The organism is Salmonella sp. 2020_1395, assembly GCF_043848115.1.
Lineage (GTDB): Bacteria > Pseudomonadota > Gammaproteobacteria > Enterobacterales > Enterobacteriaceae > Salmonella > Salmonella enterica.
Window position 1 is genome coordinate 185544 of sequence record NZ_JBCMFH010000003.1, and the last position, 17040, is coordinate 202583.

The window sequence follows — 17040 nt, forward strand, 5'->3', positions numbered from 1 at the left end:
TATCCGGCCTACAAACAGTACTCGCTCGTAGGCCGGATAAGATGCTTCGCGTCGCTATCCGGCAATCAGATGAGCGTTATCAGGATACCAGCAACTGGTTCATACGGCGGATAAACTGGTTCGGATCTTCCAGCGTACCGCGTTCAGCGAACAGCGCCTGATCCAGCAGCAGCTCGACCCACTCTTTAAACTGCGCTTCATCCTCGGTATCGGCAGTGCGTTTAACCAGCACATGATCCGGATTGAGCTCAAAGATGTATTTCACTTCCGGCACGGACTGACCGGCCGCGGCGAACAGTTTCGCCATCTGGGTGCTCATTTCATCCGCATCGGTGGTGACAATCGCCGGCGTGTCGGTTAAACGATGCGTCAGACGCACCTCTTTCACGCGATCGCCCAGCAGGGTTTTGACACGCTCCACGAACGGCTCAAGCGCCTTTTCCGCTTCTTTCGCGTTTTCGTCGACTTCATCCGCCAGTTTTTCGATGGACTCATCGGCTTTAGCGACCGACTGGAATGCTTTACCGTCAAACTCGGTCAGGTAGTTCATCATCCACTCGTCGATGCGATCGGAGAGCAGCAGCACTTCGATGCCTTTCTTACGCAGCAGCTCCAGGTGCGGGCTGTTTTTCGCCGCCGCATAGCTGTCTGCGGTGATGTAGTAGATTTTTTCCTGCCCTTCTTTCATCCGGGAGACGTAATCTTCCAGCGACACGGTCTGGGCGGAAGAGTCGGTATGGGTGGAGGCAAAGCGCAACAGTTTAGCGATCGCTTCCTGGTTGGCGTGATCTTCCGCCGGGCCTTCTTTCAGCACCAGACCGAACTGTTTCCAGAAGGTTTGGTATTTTTCCGCGTCGTCTTTCGCCAGTTTTTCCAGCATTTGCAGGACGCGTTTGGTCAGAGCGCTACGCAGATTACGCGTTACCGTGCTGTCCTGCAGGATTTCACGGGAGACGTTCAACGGCAGGTCATTAGAATCAATCAGGCCGCGCACGAAACGCAGATAGTTCGGCATGAACTGCTCGGCATCGTCCATAATGAACACGCGCTGTACGTACAGCTTCAGACCATGTTTGTGATCGCGGTTCCACAGATCCCACGGTGCCTGCGACGGGATATACAGCAGGCTGGTGTACTCCTGCTTACCTTCCACGCGGTTGTGGCTCCAGGTCAGCGGATCGGTGAAATCATGCGCGATGTGCTTGTAAAACTCGTTGTACTCGTCGTCTTTAATTTCCGACTTGTTACGGGTCCACAACGCCTGAGCCTTGTTGATTTTCTCCCAGGAAATCACGGTTTCGCCGTCTTTTTCTTCCCGTTTTTCAATCTCTACCGGCAATGCGATGTGATCGGAATATTTACTGATAATCGAGCGTACGCGCCAGTCATCGAGGAATTCATCTTCGCCTTCACGCAGGTGTAAGGTGATTTCCGTACCACGATCATTTTTGGTGATATCGGCAACGGTGTATTCGCCTTCGCCTGCCGATTCCCAGAACACGCCATTTTCCGGCTTGTCGCCTGCCGCACGAGTACGTACGGTCACTTTATCGGCCACAATAAACGCGGAGTAGAAGCCTACGCCAAACTGACCAATGAGCTGGCTATCTTTCGCCTGATCGGACCCCATTGATTCGAGGAAAGATTTGGTGCCGGACTTGGCAATGGTGCCTAAGTGGTCAATCACCTCATCACGATTCATCCCCACGCCGTTATCGGCAATGGTCAACGTACGCTTATCTTTATCGAAAGAGACGCGCACACGCAGCTCGCCATCTCCTTCATACAGGTCTGGGTTTGACAGAGCGCGGAAACGCAGCTTGTCCGCCGCATCTGAGGCGTTAGAGATGAGTTCACGCAGGAAGATTTCTTTATTGGAATAAAGAGAATGGATCATCAGGTGCAGAAGCTGTTTAACTTCTGACTGAAAACCACGCGTTTCTTGTCCTTTCATGTGGATAGACCTCAACAATGCCATTTTTAATGGTAAAAATACGTTGAGGGTGAGATGGGGACAAGCGGGTGTGATTTCAAGCGGAGGCCGCGAATGCCGCCTCCGTTTGTTCAGAAAATAATCTTATGACGTCCCGCCAGCGAGTGGGACAGCGTCGTACCGTCGACCATCTCCAGTTCGCCGCCAACCGGCACGCCGTGGGCGATACGACTGGCTTCGACGCCGGCCTCCGCGCACAGCTCGGCAATATAGTTCGCGGTAGCCTCCCCTTCAACCGTCGGGTTGGTCGCGAGGATCAGCTCACTGATTTTTTCTGACGCCAGCCGCTGTTCCAGACGATCGAGACCGATATCATCCGGCCCGATGCCGTCCAGCGGCGACAGGTGGCCCATCAGCACGAAATACCGCCCGGAAAATTGCCCGGTCTGCTCAATGGCGTAGATATCCGCAGGACTCTCCACCACGCAAATCTGGCCGTTTTCCTGACGCCGCGGGTTCGAACAGATATTACAAACATCCTGCTCGGTAAAGGTGCGGCAGTCGGCGCAGTGGCCGATTTCCGACATCGCCCGGGTCAGCGCCTGCGCCAGACGCATTCCGCCGCTGCGATCGCGCTGCAACAGGGTAAACGCCATCCGCTGCGCCGACTTAGGGCCGACGCCCGGAAGGCAGCGCAACGCTTCCATAAGCTGAGTTAACAGCGGACTGGTTTGCATCAGAATGGCATCTTAAAGCCTGGCGGCAGTTGCATACCGGAAGAGACGGAAGCCATCTTCTCTTTTTGCGTCTCCTCAATGCGGCGCGCCGCATCGTTGAAGGCCGCAGCGACCAGATCTTCCAGCATCTCTTTGTCATCTTCCAGCAGGCTTGGGTCAATTTCCACGCGGCGGCAGTTATGCGCACCGTTGATGGTAACCTTCACCAGACCCGCGCCGGATTCGCCGGTCACTTCCAGCTGCGCAATCTCTTCCTGCATTTTCTGCATTTTTTCCTGCATCTGCTGGGCCTGCTTCATCAGATTGCCCAGACCGCCTTTTCCAAACATAAGCTCTCTCTCTTGATGGTTCACAATCGCAAGCCGGGCTTACGATCAAATGGGGCGGATACTCTCTTCATCCAGCTCGGCGTCGAAGAATCGACGCAGCGTCTGAATGTTATTATCCGCAATAATTGACTCACGCGCTTGCGCGAGTTTCTCTTCATAAATGGCCTGACGCCATTCCAGCGGCGTACGCACCGCGGGATTATCATCTTCAACGATGGTCAGTTCAACCGTCGTTCCCGTCAGATCGCTGAGCGCTTGCGCCAGCTTTTGCTGCGCGCCGCTGGAATTGAGGTGCCGCTGCGTCGAGCGCAGATGCAGACAAACCGCGTTGCCGTTCTGCTCCTTCCAGGCATTAAGCGCCACCTGCTCCACCAGCTTAGGCAAAGAAAGCTGGCTTACCTGCGCCGCCCACGGATCGCGCTCAATCGCTTCCGCCGCCAGTTTAGCCGCCAGCTCCGGCGTTTTTTCATGCTCCAGAGCTTTCTTAAGCGCTTTTGGCGTAGCCACCACTTCTTTGGTTTGTACTACCGGTGTGGTGGCCTTCCAGCGATAAGCCTCTTTCTTTACTGGCGCCGTTTCCAGCGCAGACGGCGCCGGGCGCGCCTGTACGCGCTCCGAAACCGAGGCCAGCCGCTCCAGCGCAGAGTTATTCACCGGCCGCGCGCGGGATGCGGCTGCCGGTTCACTCTTTTTTGTTTTGGTTACTCCCTGCGAGCGCTGTAGCTGATTGCGCGCCGCCAGCACCTGACTGGTAGATGCCGGCAGCGGCGCTGGCGATGTCTGCGGCGCGGGCGCCGACTGCTGCTGCACCTGCGGCGGCGTCATTACCGCCGTTGGGGCCACGGGCGCAAAAGACTGCCGCGGCGTTTCAGGCTCCGGCAAGGGCATACGCGGGTGAAACGCCAGCGCACGCAGTAACGTCATTTCAACGCCCATCCGCCGGTCCGGCGCCCAGGGCAATTCTTTGCGACCAATCAACAACGTCTGATAATAGAGCTGAAGATCGCCGGGAGGCACCGTCCGGGCAAGTTCGCGCATCCGTTGCTCGATAGCCGCCATATCGCTGCCTAACGCGGCAGGCGAAAGTTGCACCATCGCAATACGGTGCAGCAGGCTAAGCATTTCGACCAGCAGCGCTTCCCATTCAATACCGCGCGCCGCCGCCTCGTTGATAAGCGACATGACGCGTTCGCCGTTAGCGTCAACCACTGCCTCGACTAATGACAAAGCCTGGTCATCGTCCAGCGTACCGAGCATGGCGCTTACCGCCTGCGTCGAAACCTGCCCGTCACCGCTGGCGATCGCCTGGTCAGTCAGACTTAATGCATCGCGCAGGCTGCCGTCAGCCGCGCGTGATAACAACTGCAACGCGCGGGGTTCGTGAGCGATATGTTCCTCATTGAGAATATGCTCAAGCTGATGGCGAATCTGTTCAACATCCAGCGCTTTGAGATGAAACTGTAGGCAGCGCGACAAAATGGTCACCGGCAGCTTCTGCGGATCGGTGGTCGCCAGTAAAAATTTCACATGCGCTGGCGGCTCTTCAAGCGTTTTAAGTAGCGCATTAAAGCTGTGGCGCGACAGCATGTGGACTTCATCGATCAGATAGACTTTAAAGCGACCGCGCGCAGGCGCGTACTGGACGTTATCCAGCAGGTCGCGGGTGTCTTCGACTTTGGTACGCGATGCGGCGTCAATCTCAATGAGATCGACAAAACGCCCCTGCTCAATTTCCCGACAGTTATCGCAAACGCCGCACGGCGTCGCGGTAATACCGGTTTCGCAGTTCAGCCCCTTCGCCAGCAGCCGGGCGATAGAGGTTTTACCGACGCCGCGCGTGCCGGAAAAAAGATATGCGTGATGAATGCGCCCTAACGACAAGCCGTTCGCCAGTGCGGTCAGCACATGTTCCTGGCCGACGACGTCAGCAAAGGTTTGTGGGCGCCATTTTCTGGCTAAGACCTGATAACTCATTGGCAGGCTCTGAAACGCTGGAAGGTGGATTCATAGAAGGGTAATGCTAACACAACCTCGCCGATACAGCGAGGTTGTCTCTCTGGCTAAAATAGCAGTGCGAATAGCCTGAATCAATGCCCTGGAAACGGCACCAGGCTATAACAGGTAATCCCCTGCTTTTCCAGACGCTGCTCGCCGCCCAGATCGAACAAATTAATGATGAACGCCGCATCGGTGACTTTCCCGCCCAGACGACGGATCAGCTTCACGGTCGCCTCAATGGTGCCGCCAGTCGCCAGCAGATCGTCCACGACCAGCACGTTGTCGCCAGGTTTAATCGCGTCGACATGGATTTCCAGCTGATCGGTGCCGTACTCTAATTCATAGGTCTCGGCAATAGTTTCACGCGGTAATTTGCGCGGTTTACGTACCGGAACAAAACCAACGCCCAGCCCAAGCGCAACCGGCGCGCCAAACAGGAAGCCACGCGCTTCGGTGCCGACCACTTTGGTGATACCCGCATTTTTATAACGCTCAACCAACAGTTCAATACTGAGCGCGTAGGCTTTCGGGTCTTCCAGTAAGCTGGTGACATCACGGAAAAGAATGCCCGGTTTCGGGTAATCCTGAATGCTTTTGATGCTGTTTTTGAGAAACTCAAGCTGCTGTGCAGTCGCGGTCATGGATATATGCCTGCTAAGTACGGTGTTACTCACGGCGCAATACTTTTCGGTCAGGGGTAACGCTCGGTTACTCTTTGACCGCCTGCGCCTGTGCTCGAAAACGGTCGAATTTACTGGCTGTGAACGACAATTGCAACAGCGATTCGTGTGCTTCAGCGCTTTTGTTGCTTTTCATCAATCACCGGTATCCGCCACATAAAAATCAGCAGACAGGCCAAAATAACCAACAGCAGCACCCGCACCCACATCATATTCACCAGCCACAGCGATATACCAAAGGTCAGCAATATCAACGCGATCGCTCGCGGTTTCGCTCCCGGCGGCATGGCCCGATAGCGCTGCCAGTGGCGCAGATAACCGCCAAACCATGAGCGGTATAACAACCAGGCATGGAAACGCGGCGACGAGCGGGCGAAACACCAGGCCGCCAGTAAAATGAACGGCGTAGTCGGCAACAGGGGCAAAACCACGCCCAATGTCCCTAATACTACCGCCAGCCAGCCAATGATGATTAAAATAGTACGTTGCATAATGCGAATCGTTATCAAACAGAAGGCTACTGTAGCACAGCCTGTCTTATTTTCATCGGGGTGTTGAATTGAAAACCGCTATGCTGTTACAGACGCTGGAAGAGAGGCTGGCGACGCTACGCCAACGCTGCGCGCCGCTGGCGCAACATGCGACGTTAAGCGCGCGCTTTGACCGACATCTTTTCCGTACCCGCAGTACTCTGTTGCAGGGATATCTGGAAGAGGCTGACGCCAATCTCGCCGCGTTGCGTCAGGCGGTAAAACATGAGCAACTGCCGCAAGTCGCCTGGCTGGCGGAACATCTGGCTTCGCAACTGGAGGCGATATCGCGTGAAACCGCCGCCTGGTCGCTGCGCCAGTGGGACACCGCCGCGCCAGGGCTTGGCCGTTGGCAGCGCAGACGAATACAGCATCAGGAGTTTGAACGTCGACTACTGGCGATGACACAGGAGCGCAAAATTCGTCTGGCGCAGGCGACCGGCCTTGTCGAACAACAAACGCTGCAAAAGGAAGTCGAGATCTATGAAGGACGGCTGGCGCGCTGCCGACATGCGCTGGAGAAAATAGAAAACGTACTGGCGCGTTTAACCCGTTAACACTGGAGAAAGTATGTCGCTTGAAAATGCCCCTGATGAAGTCAAACTGGCCGTGGATTTAATTGTGCTGCTTGAAGAGAATCGCTTACCGGCACGAACGGTGCTACGCGCGCTGGAAATAGTTATGCGTGATTATGAAAACAAGTTAAAAAGTACGGAAGACGACTCGCAAACAGAGTAATTGCCCGCTGGTTTGTCCTCGTTGTCGCTGACAGAGTGGTCGCTACAGTCAGGCAACAAGGGATGGGTCATGGAACGTCTACCCACCACGCCGCACGATGCGGTATTTCGACAAATGCTGATGCAAAAAGAGGTCGCCCGCGACTTTCTGGCTCTCCACATGCCAGAAGACTTTCTTGCAATCTGCGATCTGGATTCACTGAAGCTGGAGTCAGGGAGTTTTGTTGAAGACAATTTACGCAGCCGCTACTCAGATATTCTCTACTCTCTGCATACCCAACACGGCCCCGGGTATGTTTACGCGCTCATTGAACATCAGAGCAAATCAGACCGGCTGATGGCTTTTCGCCTGATGCGTTACGCCATTGCCGCCATGCAGCGTCATCTGGATGCCGGTCATGATACCTTGCCGCTGGTGGTACCAATCCTCTTTTATCACGGTCCGGAAAGCCCGTGGCCCTATAGCCTTAACTGGCATAATATGTTTGTGAAACCGGATATGGCGAAGGCCTTATACAGTCATGAATTTGCGCTGGTCGACCTGACGACAATGCCGGATAATCAGCTTTTGCAGCATCGGCGGATAGCGATGTTAGAGCTCCTGCAAAAACATATTCGTCAACGCGATTTAAGCGAACTGCTCGACCCCCTTATCACGCTTTTAACGCAGGATTATTTGACGGACGCGCAGCTCAGTGTGCTGATCAACTATATGTTGAAAGCAGGAAACGCCGCAGAACCCGGAGCGCTGATTCGTCAACTGGCGCAGGGCGCGCCGCAGTATAAGGAACAACTGATGACAATAGCGGAATGGCTGGAAGAAAAAGGCCGAACGGAAGGGTTGCAAAAGGGCCTTGAGCAAGGGTTAGCACAAGGCCGTGAGGCCGAAGCGCGCGCTATTGCCCGCAAAATGCTTGCCAACGGGCTGGAACCCGGGCTCATCGCCAGCGTCACCGGCATTACGCCGGAAGAGCTTTCTACGCTGTCGCATTAGCGGCGCCGCGCGCACTCATAAAGCGCGCGGCCCACCGCCTTTTAGCTTGCCGTAGGCGCCAGATCGCCGCCGTTGAGATCGCGCTTCACTTCAGTGACTTCGTCGCCCTTCGCGTTATGCAGATGCACCTCAAGCTGGTTAAAGGCGATATTGATATCATTTTCACGGCACAGTCGATCGATCGCGCGGTTCAGTTCATCCACCGTATGGCTACGATCGCGCAATTCACGCACATACAGACGCAGTTCATGATCCAGAGTGCTGGCGCCAAAGGTGGTGAAGAATACGGCAGGTTCCGGATCGTGCATCACCTTCGGATGCTCCATCGCCGCCTGTAGCAGGACTCTTTTCACTTTTTCCAGATCCGAGCCATAGGCCACGCCAAGCCGGATAACCAGACGGGTCGTGGTATCGGAGAGGGACCAGTTAATCAGCCGCTCCGTTACGAACGCTTTGTTCGGAATGATCACTTCTTTACGATCAAAATCGGTAATAGTGGTGGCGCGAATACGAATCTTACTGACCGTGCCGGAATAGGTGCCGATCGTTACCGTATCGCCAATGCGTACCGGACGTTCGAAGAGGATGATTAAACCCGAGACAAAGTTACCGAAGATCTCCTGTAGCCCAAAACCGAGACCCACCGACAACGCCGCCGCCAGCCACTGGAGTTTATCCCACGAGACGCCGAGCGATCCGAATACTGTCATCGCGCCAACAGCGATAATGACGTAGTTAAGGATCGTGGTGATCGCATACGAAGCCCCCTGGCGCATATTCAGACGTGAAAGTACCAGCACTTCCAACAGGCCGGGTAAGTTGCGGATGAGCGCCCAGGCCACCATCGCGGCAATAATGGCGAATAGCAAGCTGCCCATCGTCACGCTTTTCACCACCGCAGCGCCAGCTTCGGAGCCGTTGTAGTGCCACAGCGTGATGCTATCAAGATAGCTGAATACGGTGATCAAATCGGACCAAATCGCCCAGAACATAACGCCGAACAGGGCAAGCATTAGCAGCATCGTGATACGTAATGTTTGCTGGTTAATCTGCTCCAGCGCGATGGTGGGTTCTTCCTGTGGCTCCGCGCCTTCCGCTCCCTCTTTTACCAGGTTCTGACGACGAGCCAGCGCGCGTCGCCAGGCAATCCGGCGCGCCGCTACGCTTAACCCGCGCAGCACCGTTTGATAAAGCAGGTTCCAGATAATGACCAGATAGACGGTTTCAATCCAGCGTCCCGCCAGGCGCAGGGTGGTATAGAAATAGCCGGTCGCCGTTAATACCATTAACGCCACCGGAATAATGGAAAGAATCGTCACGGTCACCAGTCGAATGCCGTGAGATTCTTTATCGCGCCAGCTTTCCCGGCACAGTGGCCACACCAGCAATGTTATGACCAGCAGATTGAGGAAAATAACCGCCTGCCCCAGCACGTCATCCATCAGATTCAGCGGCGACAACTCCGCCACCACAGACCAAAAGTGCAGCGGCAGCAATGCGAGGCTAATGCGTACAATCTGGCGACGCCAGTGGCTGGTCAACTGCGCTGGCATACCAAAATGGCGTATCGCCACGCCCTCTTTTTCCAGCACCTTCCAGCACAGCCCAAAGACCAGCCAGAACATTGCGAGCTTTTTACTAAAGGCCCAGAGCAGATCGCTGATATTTAGCTGCATGGTCAGCAGGATCAGTCCAAGCGCGAGGATAATCAGACACACCGGCAGCGCGCGGATCAGATCGATCAGAATAGCTTTTGGCGTATTGAGTTGACTATCGTTACGCAACGATCCCACGGCGGCGGCCAGCTTCTGTTGATACGCTTTTAACCATTTCAGACGCCAGCGGATTAAACCGGCGATGAGCAAGAGCGGCAACCCGGCCAAAAAAGCAATAAATACCGCGGGCCAGGCTTTTTGCCAGTTCACCGTGATTTTCATGGCGCTGAATTGCTCTTTTAACGTTTGGGGGAACGCTTTAAGCCAGTCCCAGTCCATAGGGCGGTTACTGTTCACCCAAAAAATCTGCTGCGTCAGAATGGCTTTCAGATTTTTCGAGACGCTCATCAACTGCTGCTGGTTAACTTGCAGGTTAATCGCCATCATCAGCTGGTTACCCAACTGTTTATTTAGCTGATCCAATAGCTCACGGCGCATCTCCACCACCTGAAGCAACGCATCATGAACTTCATCATTCACCTCGCTGGTATGCCCCTCCTCCAGCTTGTCGACAAAGGCATCGCTTTGGAATAAGGCATCACGCTGCTGGTTGATTTCAAACTGCTCCAGACGCAAATCCGCAATGCGGTTGGTCATATCTTCGAGTTCGTCGGCGGAGGGCAGAGTTTGCTGCTGTTGATAAAGAATACGCGACAGCAACAGGCTGCCTTTTAAGACGGCAATCTGTTCTTTGATATTTCTTTCCGACTGCAGCGCGCGATCGAGCCAGTTTTTTACTTTAATGTTTTGCTGCATCAACATATTGCCGTTTTCGGTCGCGACAATCAGACGCTGGCTGAGTTGATGGTTAATATCCAGTTCCTGTTTTACCAGCGGGTTCGCCTGGATACGCGCCGTTTCGTCCGGCGAAATGGCCTCCTGGGCCGTTTTTTCCGTTAGCGTAAGTCGTTTACTGTTGACCGCCTCCTGTAAAAGTTGAAGCTGATGTTCAAGGCGATTACTGTTGGCCGTCACGTAATCCCGCTGTTTTTGCAGGGTGTCCTGCAAAACGGTATTCCCTTCAAGACTCTTACGTTGCTGGTCGATCTGCGCATTAAGCAGCGCCTGTTGTGCCTGTAATAACACCTGTTGGCTGGGGCGAAGCGCGGCTTCGCCGACGTTATTGCCGTCCAGACGGTTACGGATTTGCTGTATTTGCTGTGAGGCGGTATACATGGCGTTTTGCACGCGCTCAGGCTGGGTCTGTAGCGAAACAAGCTGGCTGTTATAAGCGGCAAGATCGTTTTGCGAATTTTGCAAATCATCCAGTACCTGTGCCACGCGCAGCTCAAGCTGACGTAGCGAAAGCGCACTCAGCGTTTTTCGCATTTCATCATCATTATCGACGTCGCTCAGCGCATTCAACGCAGCCGTCGCCTGACGCATTTTTTCAGGCGCCTGCGCCACCTTCTGCCGTAGCTGTACGGTCTCCTCTTTCACCCGCTCGATTTTATCCAGCGTAGCTAACGTATCAATAAGGTCCTGCTGGACGAGCTTATCCTGGGCGGAGAGATCTTTTTGCTTATTCAGCGTATCCAGCTGGTTTTGCACATCCGCTTTTGACGGCAGGTCGCCATTCGTTTGCCCCCGGGCAAATGCCAGAGACTGACAGGACAGCAGGATAATAAGGACGCTAATTGTAATAAAAACAAAATGCTGTGAACGTTTATAAAGCTGCAACATAGTCATGAGAATGAAGTGTCTGAACCGGCAAGCAGACCGGAAATAATTGAGTCGCAAGAATATCACGCCTGTAACAAACAGAATAGCGACACAGAAAATGTCCAGGAGTTTTCCTGGAATATTATCAGGGGGAGCCGTTGACCGTCGACGCGCGCAGCGTCGGACACAATTGATACATCTCCAGCAGGATCGTGACGTAGGCGCGAGCTTCTTTTTTTAAATCAAACGATTGCGGAGCAAATAACCAGTTTTCCATGAGCCCTGAAATAAAGCTGCGCATCAGTATCGCCGCACGACGGGTCAGCAGATTTTCAGGCAACATTTTAGCATTAATACAATGTTTTAACGTTTGTTCAATCCGATCGTAACTTTCCAGACAAAGGCTACGTTGCGCCTGTTGAACCACAACCATTTCTCCGACAAACTCACATTTATGGAATATAATCTCCATCAATAAGCGGCGTCGTTCTTCTGTTACAGTAGCTTCAAGAATATGAACTAAAATTTCTCTTAATACAGATAGTGGATCGTCGGGGAATTTTGCCTGATACTCAATCTCAAGCTCACCAATATTGGATTCTGATAGCTCCCAGATCTCACTGAATAAATCCGACTTATTTTTGAAATGCCAATAGATTGCGCCGCGCGTCACGCCAGCAGCGTTCGCAATCTCCGCCAGCGAGGTTGCTGATACGCCTTGCTGCGAGAACAAACGCAGGGCCACATCCAGGATGTGTTGTCGTGTCTCCAGCGCTTGTTGTTTGGTTTTTCGTGCCATATGTCGGTGAATTTACAGGCGTTAGATTTACATACATTTATGGATGTATGTACCATAGCACGACGATAATATAAACGCAGCAATGGGTTTAAGGACCTTTGACCATTGACCAATTTGAAATCGGACACTCGAGGTTTACATATGAACAAAAACAGAGGGTTAACGCCTCTGGCGGTCGTTCTGATGCTCTCAGGCAGCTTAGCGCTAACAGGATGTGACGACAAACAGGACCAGCAAGGCGGCCAGCAGATGCCAGAAGTTGGAGTTGTCACACTAAAAACGGAACCACTGCAAATCACAACTGAACTTCCGGGTCGTACCGTTGCTTACCGTATCGCCGAAGTTCGCCCGCAGGTAAGCGGCATTATCCTGAAGCGTAATTTCGTTGAGGGAAGTGATATTGAAGCGGGAGTCTCTCTCTATCAGATTGATCCTGCGACCTACCAGGCGACTTACGACAGCGCTAAGGGCGATCTGGCAAAAGCTCAGGCTGCCGCGAATATCGCTGAACTGACGGTGAAGCGTTATCAAAAGCTGCTGGGTACGCAGTACATCAGTAAGCAGGAATACGATCAGGCGCTGGCTGATGCGCAACAAGCGACTGCCGCCGTTGTCGCAGCAAAAGCCGCCGTTGAAACCGCACGTATCAACCTGGCGTATACCAAAGTCACCTCGCCGATTAGCGGTCGTATTGGTAAGTCGTCCGTAACGGAAGGCGCGCTGGTACAGAACGGTCAGGCGTCGGCGCTGGCGACAGTGCAGCAGCTGGACCCTATTTATGTCGATGTGACCCAGTCCAGCAATGATTTCCTGCGCCTGAAGCAGGAGCTGGCAAATGGTTCGCTGAAGCAGGAAAACGGCAAAGCGAAGGTCGATCTGGTGACCAGCGACGGTATCAAATTCCCGCAATCCGGTACGCTTGAATTCTCCGACGTTACCGTTGACCAAACCACCGGATCTATTACTTTGCGCGCCATCTTCCCTAACCCGGATCACACCTTATTGCCAGGAATGTTCGTTCGCGCACGTCTGCAGGAAGGGACAAAACCGACGGCATTACTGGTTCCACAACAGGGCGTTACCCGTACTCCACGCGGCGATGCCACGGTGCTGGTGGTTGGCGCTGATAACAAAGTGGAAACCCGCCAAATCGTCGCAAGCCAGGCGATCGGCGATAAGTGGCTGGTGACTGACGGGTTGAAAGCGGGCGACCGCGTAGTCGTCAGCGGGCTGCAAAAAGTACGTCCTGGCGCACAGGTTAAAGTGCAGGAAATTACCGCGGATAACAAACAGCAAGCCGCAAGCGGTGATCAACCTGCTCAGCCCAGGTCTTAACTTAAACAGGAGCCGTTAAGACATGCCTAATTTCTTTATCGATCGCCCTATATTTGCGTGGGTGATCGCCATCATCATCATGTTGGCAGGGGGGCTCGCGATCCTCAAATTGCCGGTAGCGCAATATCCGACGATTGCGCCACCAGCAGTGACGATCTCCGCAACCTACCCTGGCGCTGATGCGAAAACGGTACAGGATACCGTCACGCAGGTTATCGAACAGAATATGAACGGTATCGATAACCTGATGTATATGTCCTCCAACAGTGACTCCACGGGGACCGTGCAGATCACGCTGACCTTTGAATCCGGCACCGATGCGGATATCGCGCAGGTTCAGGTTCAGAACAAGTTGCAACTGGCAATGCCGTTACTTCCCCAGGAAGTACAGCAACAGGGCGTGAGCGTTGAGAAGTCCTCAAGTAGCTTCCTGATGGTAGTGGGCGTCATTAACACCGACGGCACCATGACCCAGGAGGATATTTCGGATTACGTTGCCGCCAATATGAAAGATCCGATCAGCCGTACCTCTGGGGTAGGCGACGTCCAGCTGTTTGGTTCGCAGTATGCGATGCGTATCTGGATGAATCCGACAGAGCTGACCAAATACCAACTGACGCCGGTCGACGTGATTAACGCGATCAAAGCGCAGAACGCCCAGGTCGCGGCAGGTCAGCTCGGTGGTACGCCGCCGGTAAAAGGCCAGCAGCTTAACGCATCGATTATTGCCCAAACGCGTCTGACCTCAACGGATGAGTTTGGCAAAATCCTGCTGAAAGTGAATCAGGATGGCTCTCAGGTTCGTCTGCGGGATGTAGCGAAAATTGAGCTTGGCGGCGAAAACTACGACGTCATCGCGAAATTTAACGGTCAGCCAGCGTCAGGTCTTGGCATCAAACTGGCTACCGGCGCCAACGCGCTGGATACCGCTACCGCTATTCGCGCCGAACTGAAAAAAATGGAACCGTTCTTCCCGCCAGGGATGAAAATCGTCTACCCGTATGACACCACGCCGTTCGTGAAGATCTCTATTCATGAAGTGGTAAAAACGCTGGTCGAAGCGATTATCCTCGTGTTCCTGGTGATGTACCTGTTCCTGCAGAACTTCCGCGCGACGTTGATTCCGACTATTGCGGTTCCGGTGGTGTTGTTGGGAACCTTTGCCGTGCTTGCGGCATTCGGTTTCTCGATAAACACGCTGACGATGTTCGGGATGGTGCTCGCCATCGGCTTGCTGGTGGATGACGCCATCGTGGTGGTCGAGAACGTCGAACGTGTTATGACTGAAGAAGGCCTTCCGCCGAAGGAAGCGACGCGCAAATCCATGGGCCAGATTCAGGGCGCATTGGTGGGTATCGCGATGGTACTGTCGGCGGTATTTATTCCGATGGCCTTCTTTGGCGGCTCAACCGGGGCAATTTATCGTCAGTTCTCTATCACCATCGTATCGGCGATGGCGCTGTCGGTGCTGGTCGCGCTGATCCTGACGCCTGCGCTGTGCGCGACGATGCTCAAACCCGTCGCCAAAGGCGATCATGGCGAAGGGAAAAAAGGCTTTTTCGGCTGGTTTAACCGCCTGTTTGATAAGAGCACGCATCACTACACCGATAGCGTAGGCAATATTCTGCGCAGTACCGGGCGTTATCTGCTGCTCTATCTCATTATCGTCGTCGGTATGGCTTATCTGTTCGTTCGTCTGCCAAGCTCTTTCTTGCCGGATGAAGACCAGGGCGTATTCCTGACAATGGTCCAGCTCCCCGCCGGCGCGACGCAAGAGCGCACGCAAAAAGTGCTGGATGAGGTCACGGATTACTATCTGAACAAAGAGAAAGCCAACGTTGAATCGGTATTCGCCGTCAACGGCTTCGGTTTTGCAGGGCGCGGTCAGAATACCGGTATTGCATTCGTGTCGTTGAAAGACTGGGCCGATCGTCCAGGCGAAAAAAACAAGGTTGAAGCGATTACCCAGCGGGCAACCGCAGCGTTTTCACAAATTAAAGATGCGATGGTCTTCGCCTTTAACCTGCCAGCGATCGTTGAGCTGGGCACCGCAACCGGGTTTGACTTCGAGTTGATTGACCAGGCGGGACTTGGCCATGAAAAACTCACCCAGGCGCGTAACCAGTTGTTCGGCGAAGTGGCGAAATATCCTGATCTGCTGGTCGGCGTTCGACCTAACGGCCTGGAGGACACGCCGCAGTTTAAAATCGATATCGACCAGGAAAAAGCTCAGGCGCTGGGCGTGTCTATTAGCGACATTAATACCACGCTGGGCGCAGCATGGGGCGGCAGCTATGTAAACGACTTTATCGATCGCGGTCGTGTGAAGAAAGTTTACGTGATGTCCGAAGCGAAATACCGCATGTTGCCGGATGATATTAACGACTGGTACGTTCGTGGTAGCGATGGTCAGATGGTGCCGTTCTCCGCATTCTCCTCTTCCCGCTGGGAATATGGTTCGCCACGTCTGGAACGCTATAACGGTCTGCCTTCGATGGAAATTCTGGGTCAGGCGGCGCCAGGCAAGAGTACCGGTGAAGCGATGGCGATGATGGAGGAACTGGCCAGCAAGCTGCCGTCAGGCATTGGATATGACTGGACCGGGATGTCCTACCAGGAACGGTTGTCCGGCAACCAGGCCCCTGCCCTGTATGCTATCTCGCTGATCGTCGTCTTCCTGTGTCTGGCGGCATTGTATGAGAGCTGGTCTATCCCGTTCTCCGTAATGCTGGTTGTTCCGCTTGGGGTTATCGGCGCGCTGCTGGCTGCGACCTTCCGCGGACTGACTAACGACGTTTACTTCCAGGTGGGCCTGCTCACAACCATTGGGTTGTCGGCGAAGAACGCGATACTTATCGTCGAATTCGCCAAAGACTTAATGGATAAAGAAGGGAAAGGTCTGGTAGAAGCGACGCTGGAGGCCGTCCGGATGCGTTTGCGCCCGATTCTGATGACCTCGTTAGCGTTCATGCTGGGGGTTATGCCGCTGGTTATCAGTTCCGGCGCGGGTTCCGGCGCGCAGAATGCGGTAGGTACTGGCGTACTGGGCGGGATGGTAACGGCAACCGTACTGGCTATTTTCTTCGTACCGGTCTTCTTCGTGGTGGTACGCCGCCGCTTTAGCCGTAAAAGCGAAGATATTGAGCATAGTCATTCGACAGAACATCGCTGATTTGCTCACTGTTGATAAGGCCGCGCAAGCGGCCTTTTTTACGCAAAAATCATAAAATACGCTTATTGTTAGATTGATTATTTTTTGCCATATTAATAAAAGGTATAATCCTTACTGCGTTAAAGGCTTTTCTTAGGAAAGTTGGCCATTTCTTAATTCAGCCATTAATTAAGAAATATTAAGAATATTCCTGGCTATTTTCTCCTGTCAGAGTCTATTGTTTTAGCCTGAAAAGCTAAAAAACGTTAACCCAATGATTACACAAACAATAAAACTGGTTCCTTTTTAGGCGACCGACGATCACTGTTAAAATTCGAAAAAGTATGGCAACACGCGGCTTTCACGCAATTGTAATTTTTCGTAATATGACGATGAAAAGTTTTTTAGAGTAGATTATAGTTAAATCATAAGGTGACGTG

Annotated in this window: 13 protein-coding genes and 1 other annotated feature; of the genes, 5 read left to right on the forward strand and 8 right to left on the reverse strand. The window is 53.5% G+C overall.

Annotated features, from left to right (window positions below; translation table 11 throughout):
* Nucleotides 1-79: 79 nt before the first annotated feature.
* The 6 genes from htpG to ACH0WD_RS05785 all read right to left on the reverse strand — a co-directional run bounded on the left by htpG (nt 80) and on the right by ACH0WD_RS05785 (nt 6168).
* Complete coding sequence (gene htpG, locus ACH0WD_RS05760; RefSeq protein WP_001523272.1) at nt 80-1954, reverse strand: molecular chaperone HtpG; 1875 nt, start codon at nt 1952-1954, stop codon at nt 80-82.
* 110 nt (nt 1955-2064) lie between these two features.
* On the reverse strand, nt 2065-2670 hold the full coding sequence (gene recR, locus ACH0WD_RS05765; protein WP_001195023.1) for a recombination mediator RecR: 606 nt from the start codon (nt 2668-2670) through the stop codon (nt 2065-2067).
* A complete protein-coding gene (locus ACH0WD_RS05770; RefSeq protein ID WP_000467098.1) occupies nt 2670-2999 on the reverse strand; it encodes a YbaB/EbfC family nucleoid-associated protein in 330 nt (109 codons plus the stop codon). Before ACH0WD_RS05770 ends, recR begins: the two co-directional genes overlap by 1 nt.
* A 45-nt stretch (nt 3000-3044) precedes the next feature.
* Nucleotides 3045-4973: a DNA polymerase III subunit gamma/tau gene (gene dnaX / locus ACH0WD_RS05775; protein WP_000121972.1), complete on the reverse strand. Its 1929-nt coding sequence runs from the start codon at nt 4971-4973 to the stop codon at nt 3045-3047.
* Nucleotides 3648-3712: a sequence feature (DnaX frameshifting element), on the reverse strand. It overlaps the preceding gene by 65 nt.
* 113 nt (nt 4974-5086) lie before the next feature.
* Nucleotides 5087-5638: an adenine phosphoribosyltransferase gene (apt, locus tag ACH0WD_RS05780; protein WP_000127350.1), complete on the reverse strand. Its 552-nt coding sequence runs from the start codon at nt 5636-5638 to the stop codon at nt 5087-5089.
* Nucleotides 5639-5790: 152 nt separating this feature from the next.
* Nucleotides 5791-6168, reverse strand: a complete 378-nt coding sequence (locus ACH0WD_RS05785; protein WP_001189860.1) for a DUF454 family protein — start codon at nt 6166-6168, stop codon at nt 5791-5793.
* A gap of 68 nt (nt 6169-6236) precedes the next feature.
* Here ACH0WD_RS05785 and priC point away from each other — a divergent pair, with 68 nt between their 5' ends.
* From priC to ACH0WD_RS05800, 3 genes are all read left to right on the forward strand, one after another.
* Nucleotides 6237-6764: a primosomal replication protein N'' gene (gene priC, locus ACH0WD_RS05790; protein ID WP_001519637.1), complete on the forward strand. Its 528-nt coding sequence runs from the start codon at nt 6237-6239 to the stop codon at nt 6762-6764.
* Between the two features lie 13 nt (nt 6765-6777).
* Nucleotides 6778-6945: a pleiotropic regulatory protein RsmS gene (gene rsmS / locus ACH0WD_RS05795; protein ID WP_000051161.1), complete on the forward strand. Its 168-nt coding sequence runs from the start codon at nt 6778-6780 to the stop codon at nt 6943-6945.
* 69 nt (nt 6946-7014) lie between these two features.
* On the forward strand, nt 7015-7938 hold the full coding sequence (locus tag ACH0WD_RS05800) for an Rpn family recombination-promoting nuclease/putative transposase (RefSeq protein WP_000440525.1): 924 nt from the start codon (nt 7015-7017) through the stop codon (nt 7936-7938).
* Nucleotides 7939-7979: 41 nt separating this feature from the next.
* Here the strand turns inward: ACH0WD_RS05800 and mscK are convergent, their stop codons facing one another.
* On the reverse strand, nt 7980-11342 hold the full coding sequence (gene mscK, locus ACH0WD_RS05805) for a mechanosensitive channel MscK (RefSeq protein WP_000178234.1): 3363 nt from the start codon (nt 11340-11342) through the stop codon (nt 7980-7982).
* A 118-nt stretch (nt 11343-11460) separates the two neighbouring features.
* On the reverse strand, nt 11461-12114 hold the full coding sequence (acrR, locus tag ACH0WD_RS05810) for a multidrug efflux transporter transcriptional repressor AcrR (RefSeq protein WP_000101755.1): 654 nt from the start codon (nt 12112-12114) through the stop codon (nt 11461-11463).
* A gap of 141 nt (nt 12115-12255) precedes the next feature.
* Here acrR and acrA point away from each other — a divergent pair, with 141 nt between their 5' ends.
* Nucleotides 12256-13449, forward strand: a complete 1194-nt coding sequence (gene acrA / locus ACH0WD_RS05815) for a multidrug efflux RND transporter periplasmic adaptor subunit AcrA (RefSeq protein ID WP_001039202.1) — start codon at nt 12256-12258, stop codon at nt 13447-13449.
* 22 nt (nt 13450-13471) lie between these two features.
* Complete coding sequence (gene acrB / locus ACH0WD_RS05820) at nt 13472-16621, forward strand: efflux RND transporter permease AcrB (RefSeq protein ID WP_001132508.1); 3150 nt, start codon at nt 13472-13474, stop codon at nt 16619-16621.
* Nucleotides 16622-17040: the final 419 nt, after the last annotated feature.

Coding starts and splice junctions, on each gene's coding strand:
- rsmS (WP_000051161.1), top strand. CDS start 6,778: ATGTCGCTTGAAAATGCCCCTGATGAAGTCAAACTGGCCGTGGATTTA.
- acrA (WP_001039202.1), top strand. CDS start 12,256: ATGAACAAAAACAGAGGGTTAACGCCTCTGGCGGTCGTTCTGATGCTC.
- recR (WP_001195023.1), bottom strand. CDS start 2,670: ATGCAAACCAGTCCGCTGTTAACTCAGCTTATGGAAGCGTTGCGCTGC.
- ACH0WD_RS05785 (WP_001189860.1), bottom strand. CDS start 6,168: ATGCAACGTACTATTTTAATCATCATTGGCTGGCTGGCGGTAGTATTA.
- dnaX (WP_000121972.1), bottom strand. CDS start 4,973: ATGAGTTATCAGGTCTTAGCCAGAAAATGGCGCCCACAAACCTTTGCT.
- apt (WP_000127350.1), bottom strand. CDS start 5,638: ATGACCGCGACTGCACAGCAGCTTGAGTTTCTCAAAAACAGCATCAAA.
- acrR (WP_000101755.1), bottom strand. CDS start 12,114: ATGGCACGAAAAACCAAACAACAAGCGCTGGAGACACGACAACACATC.
- acrB (WP_001132508.1), top strand. CDS start 13,472: ATGCCTAATTTCTTTATCGATCGCCCTATATTTGCGTGGGTGATCGCC.
- htpG (WP_001523272.1), bottom strand. CDS start 1,954: ATGAAAGGACAAGAAACGCGTGGTTTTCAGTCAGAAGTTAAACAGCTT.
- ACH0WD_RS05800 (WP_000440525.1), top strand. CDS start 7,015: ATGGAACGTCTACCCACCACGCCGCACGATGCGGTATTTCGACAAATG.
- mscK (WP_000178234.1), bottom strand. CDS start 11,342: ATGACTATGTTGCAGCTTTATAAACGTTCACAGCATTTTGTTTTTATT.
- ACH0WD_RS05770 (WP_000467098.1), bottom strand. CDS start 2,999: ATGTTTGGAAAAGGCGGTCTGGGCAATCTGATGAAGCAGGCCCAGCAG.